Source organism: Erythrobacter tepidarius (assembly GCF_002155695.1).
GTDB lineage: Bacteria > Pseudomonadota > Alphaproteobacteria > Sphingomonadales > Sphingomonadaceae > Erythrobacter > Erythrobacter tepidarius.
In genome coordinates this window covers 99673-115416 of the sequence record NZ_MUYJ01000013.1, presented here as the reverse complement: position 1 = coordinate 115416, position 15744 = coordinate 99673, and the positions used below count along the sequence as shown (strand labels likewise).

The window sequence follows — 15744 nt, the reverse complement described above, 5'->3', positions numbered from 1 at the left end:
ATCTACAACTGGAAGGCCAAGTATGGCGGGCTGGAGGTATCCGAGGCCCGGCGGCTGCGGGAACTTGAGAGCGAGAACGCGAAGCTCAAGCGGCTGCTGGCCGACACGATGCTGGACAACGTGGCGCTGAAGGATTTGCTCTCAAAAAAGTGGTGACGCCCGCCGCTAAGCGGGAAGCGGTCGCTCATCTCCAGGCGTGTCATGGGATGAGCGAGCGGCGGGCGTGCCGTGTCATCGATGCTGATCGCAAGAGCGTGCGCTACCGTTCCACACGGGACGATGATGCCGATCTGCGCGAGAAGCTGCGTGGGCTGGCCAACCAGCGCCGCCGGTTCGGCTATCGCCGTTTACATATCCTGCTGCGTCGGGAGGGCGTGACGATCAACCGGAAGAAGACCCAGCGGCTTTACAAGGAGGAAGGTCTGGCGGTGAGGCGACGACGCAGCCGCAAGCGTGCTGTCGGCACCAGAGCACCTGCTCCGGTGCTGGCGCTGCCGAACCAGCGCTGGAGCCTGGACTTTGTTCATGACCAGATAGCTTCTGGCAGGCGGTTCCGCGTGCTCAACGTTGTCGATGATGTGACCAGAGAGTGCCTGGCAGCGGTGCCGGACACCTCGATCTCCGGGCACCGTGTCGTGCGCGAGCTGACCCAGCTGATCGCCCAGCGCGGCAAGCCGGGCATGATCGTCAGCGACAATGGCACCGAGCTTACCAGCAATGCCGTGCTCGCATGGTGCGGCGAGATCGGCATGGAGTGGCATTACATCGCTCCGGGCAAGCCGATGCAGAATGGCTACGTCGAGAGCTTCAACGGCCGCATGCGCGACGAGCTGCTGAACGAGACCCTGTTCATGAGCCTTGCCCATGCCCGGGTCGAGATCGCTGCCTGGGTCGAGGACTACAACCGCGAGAGACCGCACTCGTCCCTTGGCTACGCAACACCGGCGGCGTTCGCCGCCGAACTGAATAAGCAATGGACTGCTTCGCTACGCCCTACGGGCTCCGCTACGCAGCCCATTGCTTCAACCGCGCTGATGCGCAAAACAACCGCCCGGCTCTAATCCCAGCTGGGGAAAGCTGGGGGTCACATCACCGTGCAGCAATGGCTGGCGAAGATCGGTGTGAAGACGCTCTACATTACACCCGGCAGCCCCTGGGAGAATGGTTACTGTGAGTCCTTCAACGGCTCCATGCGCGACGAGCTCTTGAACGGGGAGATCTTCTACACTCTGGCCGAGGCTCAGATCCTGATCGAAGCCTGGCGACGGCATTACAACACCGTAAGGCCGCACAGCTGCCTGGGTTATCGGCCTCCGGCTCCGGAAACGGCCACGCCGCCATGCCTGCCCTCCGGTTCCGCTTCGCTCCACCTCCGGCCAGCCATGGCGCAGGAGGCAATCTTGCACTAACAATCAACACGGACCACTCAGTGGGGACCGGTCAGGACACCCTCTCCGCCAGTCACCCTTCCGGACGCCGTCAAGCAAGCGGCGTTTTGCCAGGGTCTTTGGCCATTTGTTTCGATTTCTTTGGATGCTTGCGCACCGATCGGGATTTATCGGGGGCGGCAAAGCGCCGTCGGGCAAGCGTGCCGAAATTCTTGTCACTGCCCGGCCTGAGTGATGCGGCGCGGCTACAAGATCGCACTGGGGGAGCTGCTGTTCGATGGCTTTGCAGTGCGGACCGACCAATGCGGTTCTTCTGACCGCGCAAACGAAATGGAAGCAGACGACCGGGGTTATGTCAGGGGTCAGACACTCGTTGGCCATCGCGCAGGCCGCGGACCGTCTGACTGTCCGACCCGCATCGGCCACGGGCAGTTCGCCCATTGTTCACACCTGATCGACCAATTCGAGCAAAGCGAGACCCGCCTGTCATGCCCCGGGTCAGGGGAGACAAGCACCAAGCGCGGTGGCCTCGCCTTCCCTTGGGCGCGGGCTAGGTCTGCGTCCTTCGATAGGTCTTGACGATCTGCAGGAATGACTGGATCGCGATTCTCTCCAGCTCGCCCATCTGCCCTTCGAAGGGCTTTTCGTAGCCAGCAAACACGGTCAGCCCCTCCATCGAGGCGGAAATGAACAGGGCGAGGTTCTCCCGGCCTTGCGGATCGAGATCGGGACGCATTTCCGCGACGATGTCCAGCAGCGACCGCCGGGCGCGGGTGTAGAGTTCCTGGACTCGTTCGAGGACGAAGCGATCATGGTTGGCGAGCGCCCACAATTCGGGAAAGACGTGGGTGGTTTTCTTGGTGCGGATGTCTTCGAGAATCAGCCCGCAGACTTCGGCCAGACGCTCTTCGGGTAGTTCATCGGTGAACTGCAGGATCGCGTCGAATTCGATCTCGTAGGCGCGGATCAGGGCATCAAGCAGGGCGCGGATCAGTTCCTCCCGGGTTGCGAAATGATAGGTGAGGTTGCCGATCCTGAGGCCGCACGCCGCCGCGATTCGCCGCATCGTCAGCGCGCCGTAGCCTTCCTCTACCAGGAGGTGCAGCGCCGCGGAGAGGATCTGCTCGCGCGTTTCGTGACCTTTGGAATAGCCCCCTTCACGCGCCGGGAAGGCGAGTTCGGCAATGGATATATTCTTGAATTTGCGTGTTTCTAGATTGGAGTAGGGCATGGATTCTCCCGGCTCTGAATAATGGACAATCGTCCAAATTAGGACACTTGACAAGCTTTATTGCTCAATGAGAGCATTTCCCCGCCGATCATACGACGGTCATGCGGCAGGGGGATGCATGGTGCACAGTGCTTCACTTGGTCTTGCGGTTCTGGCCGGCGCCATGTTCGGCGCGCCCGCGCTGGGAAACAATCCGCCGCCGCTGCCGGCCGAGGAGCTGATGCAGGTCGAGACCCTCCCGGCCGACTACCCGAAAAGCTGGGCGCTGGTGCACGATTTCCACTTCAACGCCATCGTCGACGGTCGGATCGCGATCATCGATACTGCCAACCCGCAAGGCTCGCTCAAGGGCTTTGTCCGCGCGGCGCAGTTCGCCAACATGCTCTATGCGCCCGAAAAGCGCGAGATCTACACCTCCGAGACGTTTTACTCGCGCCTGACCCGCGGCGAGCGGACCGATGTCATCACCATCTGGGACACCGCCACGCTGCTGCCCAAGGGCGAGATCGTGCTGCCCGGAGGCAAGCGTCAACAGTCGGTCACCTACACCGGCACCTTCCAGCTCACCAATGGCGGCAAATGGGCGCTGGTGGCCAACTTTACCCCGGCGCAATCGGTAACCGTGGTCGACCTCGACGGGCGCAAGGTGCTGGGCGAAATCGATCTGCCGGGCTGCACCCATATCCATCCCACCGGCAGCCGTGGCTTTTCCAGCATGTGCGCGGATGGTTCGATGATATCGCTGGTGCTGGCAGCCGATGGCACGGTCGCCTCCTCGCAGGTGATCGAGAAGGCCCACGACATCGACACGCAGCCGCTTTTCGGGATGCCGGCGATGGTGGGCCAGACGGCATGGTTCGTCAGCTATACCGGACAATTGCGCGGCTATGACCTGTCCGGCGATGTCGCCCGACCGCTGCCTGCTCCGGCCCATGTCGGCAAGGCCGAGGGCGGCAGCCCGCAATGGCGTCCGGGCGGCTGGCAGGTCATTGCCAGCGATGCGGCGGGCCTGCTCTATGTGCTGATGAGCCCCAAGGGGCGCGAGGGCAGCCACAAGGACGGCGGGACCGAGGTCTGGGTAATTGACCCGGTCGCCGACAAGCGCCTGCGCCGCATCGATCTGGGCGGGCTTGCCACCTCGATCGCGGTCACCCGCGAGGCCAACCCGAGCCTGATCGCCGCGCGCCCCGACGGGCAGATCGATGTGTTCTCGGCCGCAGACGGCACGCTGCTGCGCCAGCTGGGTGCGACTGCCGCCTTCAATCCCACCGTCATCACTGTGGTGCCTTAGATGGCGGCGCTGGCTCTCTTCCTTGCGCTGGTGCTGCTTGGCGCAGCGGTGCACAAGGCGCTGCAACGCGAGCGTCTGACCCATGCGGTCGCCCGCCTATTGGGCCTGCCCGCGCCGCTGGCGGTGCTGGTGTTGGTCCTTGTCACGGTGCTTGAAGGACTCGCCGCGCTGGCCCTGCTGATCCCCGCCACGCTGGCCGCAGGCGCGGCTGGCGCGGCGATGATTTGGGCGCTCTATGCCGTCGCACTGCTGCGCCGGCGCGGCGCGGTGCTCGATTGCGGCTGCGACTTCCAACGCCGCGAAAAGCCGGTGGGCTGGCTGACGATCCTGCGCCCGGCGGTGCTCGCCGCGCTGGCAGCGACCTGCGCATGGGTTCCGCCCGCCGGCTGGACCATCGAAACGCCTTTCGCCGCCTCTGCTCTTCTCGCGTTGTGGCTGGCGGCATCCGAACTGGCCGCGCTTCCGGCCTTTGAACAACCGGACAGGAGAGCCAGATCATGATCCTCGCATCGCAGATCCTGCTGTGGGTGGCCGTCATCGTGCTTGCGGTGCTGGTAGCCGCGCTGGCGCGGCAGGTTGGCATCCTGCATGAGCGCATTGCGCCTGCCGGCGCGTTGACCTTGCATCAGCGCGTCAAGGTCGGCGACGTGCCCAACCCGCTCACCCTGCGCACCGCCGACGGCGGCAGCATCACCATCGGCGGCAAGCGCGCGGCGCGCAGCCAACTGCTGTTCTTCGCCGCGCCCGATTGCCCGATGTGCAAATCTCTGCTGCCGGTGCTGCGCGCCTCGGCCCGGGCGGAAAGCGACTGGCTCGATATCGTAATCGCCGGGGACGGAGACGAGGCCCCCTATCGCCGGATGCTGGCCCAGTACGATATCGCCCACCTGCCGCTGGTGCTGTCCGAGGCGCTGGGCCGCAGCTTCGGCGTGGCCAAGCTGCCCTATGGCGTGCTGCTCGATGAAGGCGGGCGCGTTGCCGCCCTCGGTCTCGTCAATAGCCGCGAACATCTCGAAAGCCTGTTCGAAGCCAAGGAACGCGGGGTGGCCTCGTTGCAGGACTACCTCGCCCGCCGTGAAGGGAGCATGCGTTGATGGCCGGGTTCGACAACTTCGCCGAAAGGCTGGCCCGCCGCCTCGCGCGTGGCACCTCGCGGCGCTCTTCTCTGGCGTGGCTGGGAATAGCGGTGACCGGCGCGGCGGCGATCCCTGCCCTTCCGGTGGCGCGCGCGGCGACGCCGGCCCACGGGGGCGGCACCGCTGGCCGCGTGCCGGTGACTTCGGGTTCGGAGCAGGATCCGGGCGATCGCAATTCCTGCGATTACTGGCGCTACTGCGCGATCGACGGCTTTCTGTGTTCGTGCTGCGGCGGCACCGTCAATTCCTGTCCGCCCGGCACCGAGGTCAGCCCGATCACCTGGATCGGCACCTGCACCAATCCGGCTGATGGCCGCGCCTATGTGATCAGTTACAATGATTGCTGCGGCGCCTCGTCATGCGGACAATGCCTGTGCAACCGCAACGAGGGCGATCGTCCGCAGGTCCGCCCGCAGGCGAACAACGACTACAATTGGTGCCTCGGTACCGAGAGCAGCATCTACAATTGCTCGCTGGCGGTGATCGTCGGTGTCGCCACGGAGGATGCCGGGTGAGCGGCCCGGCTGCCCTGCTGCTTTCGGCGCTCGGCCTGTGCGCCCTTGCCGTGGTCGGGCAGGCGGGGGCTGCACCCGCGGCGATGCCGGGTGTGGCCAACCCCGAACAGGCACGGATCGACTACATCCTTAAATGCCAGGGCTGTCACCAGCCCGACGGCAGCGGCGACATCGCCCATACGCCGCCGCTGAAAGGCGAGGTGGCGCGTTTTCTGCATGTCCCCGGCGGGCGCGAATTCCTTGCCCGGGTGCCGGGCGTGGCCTCCGTCGATCTCAGCGATGCGCGGCTTGCGCAGCTGCTGAACTGGACGGTGCTGCGCTTTGACCGCGCTCATGTGCCTGCGGATTTCGCGCCCTATTCCGCTGCCGAGATCGCCCAACTGCGCCGCCGTCCCATCCGGCTGGAACGGCAGGCAACCAGAGCCAGCCTTGTCACTGCAATAGGAGATCGTGCGCAAGGCGATTGAACGCAAAGAGGAAGGGGGTATGTCATGCGTAAACCCGTTTTGTGGGCTATTTCCGTCCCCAGCATCGCCCTTGCGGCCTGTCTGGCCGGATCGGCTTCGGCACAAGAGGCCGCAAGCGATCAGGCCGGCGAGATTATCGTCACCGCCAACAAGCGCGCTGAGAATCTTCAGGATGTGCCGATCTCGGTTTCTGCCGTCGGGGGCGAGGCGCTGGAGCGGGGCCGCACCACCCAGATCGACGAGCTGGTGACCATGGTTCCCAACCTCCAGCTGACCTCGACCGTGGGCGACAATACCCCGATCTTCGCCCTGCGCGGCGTCTCGCTCAACGATTTCAGCCTCAACCAGTCGGGTCCGGTCGCGACCTATTACGACGAGGTCTACAAGGGCAATTTCGCGCTGCTCGGGATTGCGTTGTTCGATCAGGAACGGGTCGAGGTGCTGCGCGGGCCGCAGGGAACGCTCTACGGCAAGAACACCACCGGGGGCGCGGTCAACCTCATCAGCCGCGCGCCCAAGCTCGGGCAGACAGAGGGCTATTTCAACCTCGGCTACGGCAATTTCGACCGGATCGACGTGAACGGGGCGATCAACACCCCGATCGGCGCAAATGCCGCGCTGCGGGTGGCGGGCACCTTCGCACGGGCCGACGGCTGGTTCGACAATGTGCTGCCGGGCAAGCCCGATCTTGCCAGCCTCCGCGAATATGGCCTGCGTGCGGCGCTTTATTTCGAACCCTCCGATGGGGTCGACATTACCCTGCGCGCCTCGACCAGCTACCAGAACCCGCGCAATTACGGAATCTTCGCGCAGCCCGAAGCGGTCAACCGGCCGGGCCTCGAGCGGCGCGAGATCGCTGCCAACGAAACCACGCGCCGCCGGGCGCGCACCTATTCGCTGGCCTTGACGGCGAATATCGACCTCTCCGACACGCTGTCGCTGACCAGCATCAGCTCGTGGGACAAAGGCACCCTCAATTTCGTCGAGGACACCGATGGGCAGGGCATCGCGCTGCTCGAAATCCCCTATTTCGCCCGCGCCAACCAGATCGCACAGGACCTGCGCCTGTCGAGCGACTTCGACGGGCCGTTCAATTTCATCGTCGGCGCCTACTACAACCGCGAAAAGGTGTTCAACGCCTCGACCTTCAAGATCGCGCAGGATGTCGCCTCGGGCGGGGATGTTGACGGCGACGGGGATGTCGATGATGCCGATTGCGCCGCAACCACCGCGGGCGAGGCCTGCCAGTTCGGCAACAGCTTCGACCAGATCAAGAAAAGCTTCGCGATCTACACCGACATGAGCTTCGAACTGAGCGATATGGTCGCGCTCAAAGGGGGCCTGCGCTTCACCCGCGACACCGGCCGTCAGCCCAATTTCATCGCCCAGCAGATCGGGCCTTCGGGTGCGGTGCTGGGGGTGACCATCCCGACCCCGGCGAGCCCGCTCAGCTATGGCATCAGCGACCTGTCGGGCAAGATCGGGGTCGATTTCCAGGTGACGCCGGACAACCTCATCTATGCCACCTACAGCCGCGGCTTCCGCGCGCCGAGCTTCAACGCGCAGGCCTTCTTCGATCCCTCGGAGCTGAACGTCGCCAAGGCGGAGGAAGTCGATTCCTTCGAATTGGGTTCCAAGAACCAGTTCGCCGACCGTGCGGTGACGCTCAATCTCGCCGCGTTCTACTACAAGTATCGCAACCAGCAGTTCATCAATGTCGATCCCACCACGGCAGCACAGACCCTGCTCAACATACCGCGCTCGCGAATCTGGGGCGGCGAGGCGGAACTGACCGCGCGGGCGTCGGACGCGCTCACCTTGCGCGGCAGCCTCGGCGTGCTCGACACCCGGATCCAGCGCGGCACGGTGAGCGGGGTCAACGTTGCGGGCAACGATCTCACCAACGCCCCCGCGCTGACCGCTTCGATCGGGGTCGACGCGACCTTCTACGAAGGCGATGCCGGCAGTTTCAGCGGGACGATCGACCTCGCCTACACCGCCAGCCAGTTCTTCGACGTGGTCAACACCCCGCGCCTCGAACAGGACGACTATGCGCTGCTTTCGGGCTTCATCCGCTGGCAGAGCGCCGACGCTAGGTTCAACGCCTCGGTCTGGGGCAAGAACCTGACGAACGCGTTCTATTTTACCTCGCGGGTCGATCTGCTGGCCGGGTTCGGGTTCGATTACAACCATGTCGCAGCACCGCGCACCTATGGCGTGACGCTCGGCACGACGTTCTAGGGGAGATGGCAGGATGAGCGGATACCGGATGCTGATCGGCGGCAGGCTGGTGGAGGGCAGCGCCTGTCTCGATGTCATCAATCCCGCAACCGGCGCGCCCTTCGTCCGTGTGCCGCGCGCTTCGCAGGCCGATGCCGATGCTGCCATCGCGGCGGCCAAAGCGGCGCTGCCAGGCTGGGCGGGGGTGCCCTTCGGCGAGCGGCAGGCGCGGCTCGTCGCACTCGCCGATGCGGTCGCGGCGAACAGGGACGAGCTGGCCCGGCTGATCACCCAGGAACAGGGCAAGCCGTTGCCCGAAGCCATCGGCGAGGTCGCCTGGACCGAGGGCTATCTGCGCCACTACGCGACGCTCGAACTGCCCGATCGGGTGATTCAGGACGACGAGAAAGGCTATGTTGCCGTCCAGCATCGGCCCTTGGGCGTGATTGTCGGGATCATCGCGTGGAATTTCCCGCTGCTGGTGGCCTGCTGGAAGATCGGCCCGGCGGTGCTGGCGGGCAACGCGATCGTGCTCAAGCCTGCGCCCTCCACCCCTGTCACCGCTCTGCGGCTGGGCGAGCTTTGCCGCGACATCTTCCCTGCGGGCGTCGTCAACATCATCACCGATGCCAACGACCTCGGCCCCTATCTCACCAGTCACCCGGATGTCGCCAAGGTTGGCTTCACCGGATCGACCGCCACCGGCAAGGCGATTGTCGCATCGGGTGCGAACACGCTGAAGCGCATCACGCTGGAGCTGGGCGGCAATGACCCGGCGATCGTGCTAGAGGATGTCGACGTGCGCGAGACGGCCAAGGCGATCTTCGCCAATGCCTTCCTCAATTGCGGGCAGGTGTGCCTTGCCATCAAGCGCGCCTATGTCCACGCCGACATCTACGATGCCATGTGTGCCGAACTGGCGCGGCTCGCCGAGGAAGCCATCGTCGGCGACGGGCTGGAGCAAGGCACCACGATCGGCCCGATCCAGAACAAGGCGCAATTCGAGAAGGTCAAAGCCTTCCTCGAAACCGCCCGCCGGGATGGCACGATCATCGCCGGCGGCGAAGTGCTGGAGCGCGACGGCTATTTCCTGCGCCCCACGGTGGTGCGCGACGTTTCGGACGGCCACACCATCGTCGACGAGGAACAGTTCGGTCCGATCCTGCCTGTCATTTCCTTCGACGATGTCGAGGACGTGATCGCGCGGGCCAACCGCAGCGACTATGGCCTCGGCGGATCGGTGTGGTCGAAGGACATTGCACGAGCGGCGCAGATTGCCGGGCGGATCGAAAGCGGGCAGGTGTGGGTCAACCAGCACGTCGCCATCGGCCCGCACATCCCGATGGCGGGGTTCAAGAACTCGGGCCTCGGGGTTGAGCAGTCGGTCGAAGGGCTGACAGAATATACCCAGATCCAGGTCATCAACGTGGCGCGGTGAAAATGGAAAGCCCAAGGGAAAGCTATGCCAAGGGGCCGACATCGCCCCCGCTTCTTGAAGATACCATCGGCGCGGCGTTGACGGCCGCAGCGGCGCGCTGGGGCGAGCGGCTGGCGCTGGTCTCGATGCATCAGGGCATCCGCATGAGCTGGGCCGAGCTTGATGCCGAGGCCGAGCGGGTTGCCTGCGGGCTGCTCGACCACGGCGTTGCCAAGGGCGATCGCGTCGGCATCTGGGCGCCCAACTGCGCGGAGTGGGCGGTAATCCAGTTTGCCACGGCCAAAATCGGCGCGATCCTCGTCAACATCAATCCGGCCTATCGCATGAGCGAGGTCGAATATGCGCTGAACAAGGTCGGGTGCAGCGCGCTCGTGACCGCCGCGCGGTTCAAGACCAGCAACTATATCGCGATGCTGCGCGAGCTGGGGCCAGAGCGCTTGCCGCATCTGAAACTGATGGTGGCGCTGGGCGCGGAACGGCATGAGGGTTTCAAGGCGTGGGACGACCTGCGCGTCGCACGCGATCCTGCGCGCCTCGCGGCCGCGGCTGCCGGAATTTCGTGCCACGATCCGATCAACATCCAGTTCACCAGCGGCACCACCGGCTTTCCCAAGGGCGCAACGCTTACCCATCACAATATCCTCAACAACGGCTATTTCACCGCGCAGACGATCAAGGTCGGGCCGGAGGATCGCATCTGCATTCCGGTGCCGCTCTACCACTGCTTCGGCATGGTGCTGGGCAACCTCGCGGCGCTCACCAGCGGGGCGGCGATGGTCTATCCGGGCGAGTCCTTCGATCCGGTCGCGACCTTGCAGGCGGTTGCGGCCGAAGGCTGCACCGCGCTTTACGGTGTGCCCACCATGTTCATCACCATCCTCGGCCAGACCGGGCTTGGCGATTACGACGTCTCGACCTTGCGCACCGGGATCATGGCCGGGGCGACCTGTCCTGTCACCGCGATGCGCGGGGTGATGGACAAGCTCAACATGCGCGAAGTCACCATCGGCTACGGCATGACCGAGACCAGCCCCTTGACCACGCAGACCGCGACCGACGATCCGCTGACCGAAAGGGTCGAGACGGTGGGCCGCGTCCACCCGCATGCCGAGGCCAAGATCATCGGCCCTGATGGCAAGACCCTACCGCGCGGCGAGCAGGGCGAATATTGCTCGCGCGGCTATGCGGTGATGCTGGGCTATTGGGACGATCCCGAAAAGACCGCCGAGGCAATCGACGCTGAAGGTTGGATGCATTCGGGCGACCTCGCGACGATGGACGAAAACGGCTATGTCCGGATCACCGGGCGGATCAAGGACATGATTATCCGCGGGGGCGAGAACATCTACCCGCGCGAGATTGAAGAATATCTCCTCACCCATCCCGGCATCGCCGATGCCCAGGTGTTCGGCGTGGCGGACGAGGTCTATGGCGAGGAAGTATGCTGCTGGGTCATCCCGCGCCCCGACGTGCAGCTCCTCCCAGAGGACGTGATCGCCCACTGCAAAGGGAAGATCGCCCATTACAAGGTGCCGCGCCATGTGCGGATCGTCGACAGCTTCATCATGACCGTCACCGGCAAGGCGCAGAAGATCGAGATGCGCAAGGTGATGGAGGCTGAATTGTCGGCCAGCGCATCACCGGCCCCCAAGTCCCCGGATCAGGGATCGACCCGATGACCAAGACCTTGCTTCTGCTCGCTGCCGCCACCGCCGCCCCGCTCGCGGCGCTGGCTGCGCTCGCCTCGCCGCCCGCTGCTGCTGCGGCGGCGGCTGCCTCGCCGCCCGCTGCACCTGCCGCCTTCGCGCCTTGCGCGGTTTGCCATGCGGTCAAGAAAGGCGAGCGGTCGGGCTTTGGCCCCAATCTTTACGGGGTGGCGGGCACGCGCGCGGGGGCGGTGGCCGGATATGCCTTCTCGCCTGCGATGAAGAAGGCGGAGGTGGTCTGGAACCGTGACACCCTGGATCGCTTCATCGCCGCCCCGCAGGCGGTGGTACCGGGCACCAAGATGGCCTTTGCCGGGGTGAAGGATGCCGCCAAGCGCAAGGCGATCGTCGACTATCTGATGGCGCTGAAATGAGCGCTGCCTTGGTCCTGCGCGAGGAGAACGGGCCGGTCGCCGGGCTGGTGCTGAACCGTCCCGGGCAGGGCAACAGCCTGTCGGCGGGACTGGTGGCGGGATTGCGCGCCGAGCTTGCGGCGCTGGCCCCGCGCGAGGATATCAAGGTGATCGTCCTGTCCGGTGCGGGCGGGCGGATTTTCAGCGCCGGGCACGATCTTACCGAATTCACCGGCGAGCCTGACGAGGAGGCTTTGCGCGCGGATTTTGCCGGGCTGGTCGCCCTGATGCGGCAGGTGATGGCGCAGCCGCAGATCGTGATCGCCAAGGTCGAAGGCGTCGCTACCGCCGCGGGCTGCGAGCTGGTGGCAGCCTGCGATCTGGCACTGGCGTCGGCTGCCGCGCGCTTCGCCGTGCCCGGGGTCAATATCGGCTTCTGGTGCCATACGCCGCAGGTGCTGCTGGAGCGGACCGTGGGGCGCAAACACGCGATGATGATGCTGGCAACTGGCAGCCTGTTCGCGGCCGATCACGCGCTGCGCATCGGCCTTGTCAATGCGGTGCATCCGGTGGACGAACTCGACGCGGCAGTCGATGCCCTCGCTCGCACCATCGCCAGCAAGCCCGCTTCGGTGCTGCGCAGGGGCAAGCGCTCGTTCCAGCGCCAGTGCCGTCTGCCGCTGGAGGAGGCCTATGAATTCGTTCAGGGCGAGGCGCTTGCCAACATCCTCCATCCCGACGCGGCCGAGGGCATCGCCGCCTTTCTGGAAAAGCGTCCGCCGCGCTGGTGAGGTACGGCCCTACCCCGGGCGGGCCTTGCGCAGCCGATAGAAGATGCCGCTTTCATCGTAGCCCGTCAGTTCCAGAACCCCGCTCACCGTGAACACCCGTGTCTCGCTGGTCGGGAAGGGTGTGTCGGCGTAGACCTCGATAAATTGGTTGGGGGCGGCGTGGAAGTGGAACGGACAGCCGGGCGGATAACCGAGCAGAACGAAATGCTTCTGGGTCTTGCCCGTGGTGAGCGGCATCATCCAGCCCGCCACCGTGATGCGCTTGCCCGCTAGCGCCTTCACCTGCGGGGTGAATCGCGGCTTGGAGACGATGAAGCCCTGCGCGTCGGTGCGGGTGGTCTCACCGGTGGATTCGAGCACCTTCCATGACACCCCGCCCTTGGGCGTGGCGGCGGGCTTCCACACGTCCTCGACCACGCGCCCGGCCTTGTAATCGGGGGCCTGCGCGCTGGTGGCCGGGCCGATGGTTCCAAGCCCCAGCGCCGCCAGCATCACCAATGCGCCGCGCCAGAGTGCCAGTTCGATCGTGTCAGAGGAAATCATCGGATCAAATCCTTGCCAGAATCTGTGCAGGATCAAGGCGATAGACGGTGAGCGCGGGCAACAGCGCGGCGAGCGCACCAATCCCCACCACGCCTGCGAGCACTGCCAATTCGGCGGGGAGCGGTTGCCATGGGACAAGCCCGAGTTCGGCCAGCGTCGGATAGGTCTGCCGCGCCGCCATGATCAGACCGTGCGCCGCAATCCAGCCCGTCACAGCGCCCGCGAGGGCTGTCAGCATGCCTTCGAGCATCACCGTGCCGAACACCTGGCCTCTGGTCGCCCCCATCACCCGCAGCAGCGCCAGATCGCCTTCGCGCGCCCGGGCAATGCCGACCAGAGCGACGAAGATTGCAAGTCCGCCCATGGCAGCAAGCAGCCAGCCGAACACGCGGATCGCATCGAAGCTCGCGCCGGCCAGATCCAGCAGCCTTGCCATCTCGGTCGCGGGGACGGCGGCCTGCAAAGCGCTCTGGCGGTTGACCATCGCCGGCACCCGCAGCGCGCCGGCCGCATTGCCGTAGGTCACGAGCAGCGCAGTAAGCTCGGGTTCGAGCGCATCGGGGCCGGTTTCGTGTTCGTGATCGTGTTCGCCAGCTCCTTCCTCGTGATTGGCTTCGATACCATGAACCTGCCACACGCTCTCGACACTGGTCAGGATCAACCGGTCGGCCACACCCCCGGTCGGCGCCATGATGCCCACCGTGACGAAGGGTGCGTGATCATGGCCTTGGTCCTGTCCGTCTTCGCTGCCCAGGCCGTGGCTGCCGGTGAACTTCTGGCCCGGTCTTGCCCCGGTCGCGCGGGCCACTTCCGCGCCCAGCACGGCCTCCATCGGAGCCGCAAAGGCGCGGCCTTCGGCCAGCCGCGTGCGGTAAAGCTGAGCGAAGCCGGCGTCCGTGCCAACGATCCGGTAGCCGCGAAAATTGTCTCCCAGAGCGAGCGGCACCACCCGCGCCACGGCCGGATCGCGCTCGACCAGCGCACGGGCTTGGATCGGGATGTTGCCGGTCGGCTGGTCGACATGCAGCACGCTCGACAGGATCAGCTGGAGCGGCGAGCCCTTGGCGCCAACCACCAGATCAATGCCGGCCGTATCGCGCGCCAAGCGGGTATTGGCCTGGGTGCCGAGTTGCAGCAGCAGCACCAGCATGGCGACCGCGATCCCCAGCAGCACCATGTTGAGCAAGCTGGTCAGCGGCCGATCGCGCAGATAGGCGAGCGCGAGCGAAATCATGCCGCGATCCGCCCTTCGGCCAGCGTCAGTGTGCGCGGCACGTGGGGGCGCAGCCGTTCGTCGTGGGTGGCGATGATCAGCGCCGCACCGGCCTCGTCGGCGAGATCGGCAAGCAGCCTTGCGACGATCGCGGCATTGGTCTGATCGAGCGCCGAGGTAGGCTCGTCCGCCACCAGGATCGCCGGCCGCACGGCGAGCGCGCGGGCGATCGCGGCGCGCTGCGCTTCGCCCTGGCTCAGCTGATGCGGACGGGCATTGGCTCGCCCGGCGATGCCGAGCCGTTCGAGCAGGTGCGCGATCAGTGCCGGATCGCTGCGTCCCGTCTGGAGCTTTTGCGCCAGCACGAGATTGGCGCTTAGAGAAAGGGCCGAGACCAGCCGCAGTGTCTGAAACACGATCCCGAAGTGGCGGCGACGGATGGCGTCATTGATCGGAGCATCGTCCAGTGTCACCTTGCCGGTGTCGGGCTGGGCAAGGCCGCACAAGCAGGCGAGCAGCGTCGATTTGCCCGAACCGGACGGGCCGAGCAGCAGCATCTTTTCGCCACTTCTCAGCGTGAGGGAGATATCTAGGAGCACTTGCCGGCCCGCATAGGCCTTGCTCAGATTGCGCACGGTAAGCATCATCTCAGATGAGCAACACCTTGTTGTCGGCGCTGATGGAGCCGTTGCCATCGCGGCTTTCCGAGAGCTTGGGGCGCTCTGTCTTTGCCTCCGAAGGTGCTTCGCGGCGGTCTTGCCTTTGCCGCTCGGGCGCGGCGGCCTGCGGCGACTGCTCGGCCGGGGCCGCCGGTTGCCCGACAGGGGGCTGCATCCCTGCCATGCGTCCAGCAAAGGGATTGAGACTGTGCGAGCCGAACATTCCTGCCAGGCCGTCAAGATCGCAGGCCTGCGCGGGGCTTGCGAAGGACAGGAAGGCAAACAGCCAAGCGACGGGGGCGAGCACAATACGCGTTATTGTCATCGCTAGATGATATAACACAACATTTCCAGGAACGTCCATGCACCTTGCCTTGTCCTCCGGATTAATGCCGATGGTGCTGGCGCAAGCGGCTCCAATGGGCGGCGAGCAGCAGACCTGCGCCGGTCATGGTCAGGCCCCGTTCGCCGATCTCGTTGTCCATCAACAGACCGCCCATCAGCGCAGCGAAGGCCGAAAGCACCATCATGGTCTGCGCTTTGCCTGGCGCGCCGCGCAGCAGCACCGGTCCGCTCACCAGCAGCACCGGCCCGATCAGCGCGGCATGGAACCACTCGTTATGGCGCAAGGGTTCCGGCAGGGCGGCAAACACCACCACCGGCAGGCTCGTCAGCAACCAGGGCAGGGCGAGACAGTGTAGCAGGCATAACACCGATAGTCCCATGCCGAAGCGATGCCACGGCGCTTTGTCCGGCGCCGGCGAAGGTGAACTTGCCATATGTTGCCCCTATT

General features: G+C 65.2%; 17 protein-coding genes and 1 pseudogene. 12 read left to right on the top strand and 6 right to left on the bottom strand.

Going from position 1 to position 15744, the window contains the following annotated elements:
• Nucleotides 1-1061 (top strand): IS3 family transposase gene (locus tag BZF61_RS13190; RefSeq protein WP_143737066.1). Its coding sequence is split into 2 segments (ribosomal slippage), with 1062 coding nucleotides annotated over them: nucleotides 1-142 and nucleotides 142-1061; the frame shifts between segments, so codons are not numbered across the junction. This gene is flagged as partial in the annotation.
• Between the two features lie 33 nt (nucleotides 1062-1094).
• Nucleotides 1095-1409, top strand: a pseudogene (locus BZF61_RS13185) (integrase core domain-containing protein); the annotation flags it as partial.
• 529 nt (nucleotides 1410-1938) lie between these two features.
• On the opposite strand, the gene BZF61_RS13180 reads toward BZF61_RS13185, so the two are convergent.
• Nucleotides 1939-2619 carry a TetR/AcrR family transcriptional regulator gene (locus BZF61_RS13180; protein WP_086619850.1) on the bottom strand — a complete coding sequence of 227 codons (681 nt, stop codon included), beginning with the start codon at nucleotides 2617-2619 and terminating at the stop codon, nucleotides 1939-1941.
• A 118-nt stretch (nucleotides 2620-2737) separates the two neighbouring features.
• On the opposite strand from BZF61_RS13180, the gene BZF61_RS13175 reads away from it, so the two are divergent.
• The 10 genes from BZF61_RS13175 to BZF61_RS13130 are packed head-to-tail and all read left to right on the top strand — an operon-like array spanning nucleotide 2738 to nucleotide 12536.
• Nucleotides 2738-3910 carry an amine dehydrogenase large subunit gene (locus tag BZF61_RS13175; protein ID WP_086619849.1) on the top strand — a complete coding sequence of 391 codons (1173 nt, stop codon included), beginning with the start codon at nucleotides 2738-2740 and terminating at the stop codon, nucleotides 3908-3910.
• Nucleotides 3911-4411, top strand: a complete 501-nt coding sequence (locus BZF61_RS13170; RefSeq protein ID WP_086619848.1) for a MauE/DoxX family redox-associated membrane protein — start codon at nucleotides 3911-3913, stop codon at nucleotides 4409-4411.
• The gene (locus tag BZF61_RS13165) at nucleotides 4408-5004 is read left to right on the top strand and encodes a thioredoxin domain-containing protein (protein WP_086619847.1); all 597 of its coding nucleotides are present in this window, start codon (nucleotides 4408-4410) and stop codon (nucleotides 5002-5004) included. Before BZF61_RS13170 ends, BZF61_RS13165 begins: the two co-directional genes overlap by 4 nt.
• Entirely contained in the window at nucleotides 5004-5561 is a 558-nt protein-coding gene (locus BZF61_RS13160; RefSeq protein ID WP_086619846.1) for a methylamine dehydrogenase light chain, read from the top strand. Before BZF61_RS13165 ends, BZF61_RS13160 begins: the two co-directional genes overlap by 1 nt.
• Nucleotides 5558-6028, top strand: coding sequence for a c-type cytochrome (locus tag BZF61_RS13155; protein WP_245804641.1), 471 nt, complete (start codon nucleotides 5558-5560; stop codon nucleotides 6026-6028). The genes BZF61_RS13160 and BZF61_RS13155 overlap by 4 nt, the downstream gene beginning before the upstream one ends.
• A gap of 24 nt (nucleotides 6029-6052) precedes the next feature.
• The gene (locus tag BZF61_RS13150) at nucleotides 6053-8269 is read left to right on the top strand and encodes a TonB-dependent receptor (RefSeq protein ID WP_086619845.1); all 2217 of its coding nucleotides are present in this window, start codon (nucleotides 6053-6055) and stop codon (nucleotides 8267-8269) included.
• 13 nt (nucleotides 8270-8282) lie between these two features.
• Nucleotides 8283-9686 (top strand): aldehyde dehydrogenase family protein, encoded by a 1404-nt coding sequence (locus BZF61_RS13145; RefSeq protein WP_086619844.1) that lies wholly within the window; start codon nucleotides 8283-8285, stop codon nucleotides 9684-9686.
• A gap of 2 nt (nucleotides 9687-9688) precedes the next feature.
• Complete coding sequence (locus BZF61_RS13140) at nucleotides 9689-11365, top strand: AMP-binding protein (protein ID WP_086619843.1); 1677 nt, start codon at nucleotides 9689-9691, stop codon at nucleotides 11363-11365.
• Nucleotides 11362-11766 (top strand): c-type cytochrome, encoded by a 405-nt coding sequence (locus BZF61_RS13135; RefSeq protein ID WP_086619842.1) that lies wholly within the window; start codon nucleotides 11362-11364, stop codon nucleotides 11764-11766. The genes BZF61_RS13140 and BZF61_RS13135 overlap by 4 nt, the downstream gene beginning before the upstream one ends.
• A complete protein-coding gene (locus BZF61_RS13130) occupies nucleotides 11763-12536 on the top strand; it encodes an enoyl-CoA hydratase-related protein (RefSeq protein ID WP_086619841.1) in 774 nt (257 codons plus the stop codon). Before BZF61_RS13135 ends, BZF61_RS13130 begins: the two co-directional genes overlap by 4 nt.
• Before the next feature lie 9 nt (nucleotides 12537-12545).
• On the opposite strand, the gene BZF61_RS13125 is transcribed toward BZF61_RS13130, so the two are convergent.
• The 5 genes from BZF61_RS13125 to BZF61_RS13105 form a co-directional block, all read right to left on the bottom strand.
• A complete protein-coding gene (locus BZF61_RS13125; protein WP_245804640.1) occupies nucleotides 12546-13079 on the bottom strand; it encodes a DUF3299 domain-containing protein in 534 nt (177 codons plus the stop codon).
• 4 nt (nucleotides 13080-13083) lie between these two features.
• On the bottom strand, nucleotides 13084-14313 hold the full coding sequence (locus BZF61_RS13120; protein ID WP_086619840.1) for an ABC transporter permease: 1230 nt from the start codon (nucleotides 14311-14313) through the stop codon (nucleotides 13084-13086).
• Nucleotides 14310-14939, bottom strand: coding sequence for an ABC transporter ATP-binding protein (locus BZF61_RS13115; protein WP_086619839.1), 630 nt, complete (start codon nucleotides 14937-14939; stop codon nucleotides 14310-14312). The genes BZF61_RS13120 and BZF61_RS13115 overlap by 4 nt, the downstream gene beginning before the upstream one ends.
• A gap of 1 nt (nucleotide 14940) precedes the next feature.
• Complete coding sequence (locus BZF61_RS13110; RefSeq protein WP_143737062.1) at nucleotides 14941-15276, bottom strand: hypothetical protein; 336 nt, start codon at nucleotides 15274-15276, stop codon at nucleotides 14941-14943.
• Nucleotides 15277-15337: 61 nt separating this feature from the next.
• Complete coding sequence (locus BZF61_RS13105) at nucleotides 15338-15730, bottom strand: MerC domain-containing protein (protein ID WP_143737060.1); 393 nt, start codon at nucleotides 15728-15730, stop codon at nucleotides 15338-15340.
• Nucleotides 15731-15744: the final 14 nt, after the last annotated feature.

What these genes read in the sequence shown, in the direction of transcription:
- BZF61_RS13180 (WP_086619850.1), bottom strand. Translation starts at nt 2,619, where the DNA reads ATGCCCTACTCCAATCTAGAAACACGCAAATTCAAGAATATATCCATT.
- BZF61_RS13175 (WP_086619849.1), top strand. Translation starts at nt 2,738, where the DNA reads ATGGTGCACAGTGCTTCACTTGGTCTTGCGGTTCTGGCCGGCGCCATG.
- BZF61_RS13170 (WP_086619848.1), top strand. Translation starts at nt 3,911, where the DNA reads ATGGCGGCGCTGGCTCTCTTCCTTGCGCTGGTGCTGCTTGGCGCAGCG.
- BZF61_RS13165 (WP_086619847.1), top strand. Translation starts at nt 4,408, where the DNA reads ATGATCCTCGCATCGCAGATCCTGCTGTGGGTGGCCGTCATCGTGCTT.
- BZF61_RS13160 (WP_086619846.1), top strand. Translation starts at nt 5,004, where the DNA reads ATGGCCGGGTTCGACAACTTCGCCGAAAGGCTGGCCCGCCGCCTCGCG.
- BZF61_RS13150 (WP_086619845.1), top strand. Translation starts at nt 6,053, where the DNA reads ATGCGTAAACCCGTTTTGTGGGCTATTTCCGTCCCCAGCATCGCCCTT.
- BZF61_RS13145 (WP_086619844.1), top strand. Translation starts at nt 8,283, where the DNA reads ATGAGCGGATACCGGATGCTGATCGGCGGCAGGCTGGTGGAGGGCAGC.
- BZF61_RS13140 (WP_086619843.1), top strand. Translation starts at nt 9,689, where the DNA reads ATGGAAAGCCCAAGGGAAAGCTATGCCAAGGGGCCGACATCGCCCCCG.
- BZF61_RS13135 (WP_086619842.1), top strand. Translation starts at nt 11,362, where the DNA reads ATGACCAAGACCTTGCTTCTGCTCGCTGCCGCCACCGCCGCCCCGCTC.
- BZF61_RS13130 (WP_086619841.1), top strand. Translation starts at nt 11,763, where the DNA reads ATGAGCGCTGCCTTGGTCCTGCGCGAGGAGAACGGGCCGGTCGCCGGG.
- BZF61_RS13125 (WP_245804640.1), bottom strand. Translation starts at nt 13,079, where the DNA reads ATGATTTCCTCTGACACGATCGAACTGGCACTCTGGCGCGGCGCATTG.
- BZF61_RS13120 (WP_086619840.1), bottom strand. Translation starts at nt 14,313, where the DNA reads ATGATTTCGCTCGCGCTCGCCTATCTGCGCGATCGGCCGCTGACCAGC.
- BZF61_RS13115 (WP_086619839.1), bottom strand. Translation starts at nt 14,939, where the DNA reads ATGATGCTTACCGTGCGCAATCTGAGCAAGGCCTATGCGGGCCGGCAA.
- BZF61_RS13110 (WP_143737062.1), bottom strand. Translation starts at nt 15,276, where the DNA reads ATGACAATAACGCGTATTGTGCTCGCCCCCGTCGCTTGGCTGTTTGCC.
- BZF61_RS13105 (WP_143737060.1), bottom strand. Translation starts at nt 15,730, where the DNA reads ATGGCAAGTTCACCTTCGCCGGCGCCGGACAAAGCGCCGTGGCATCGC.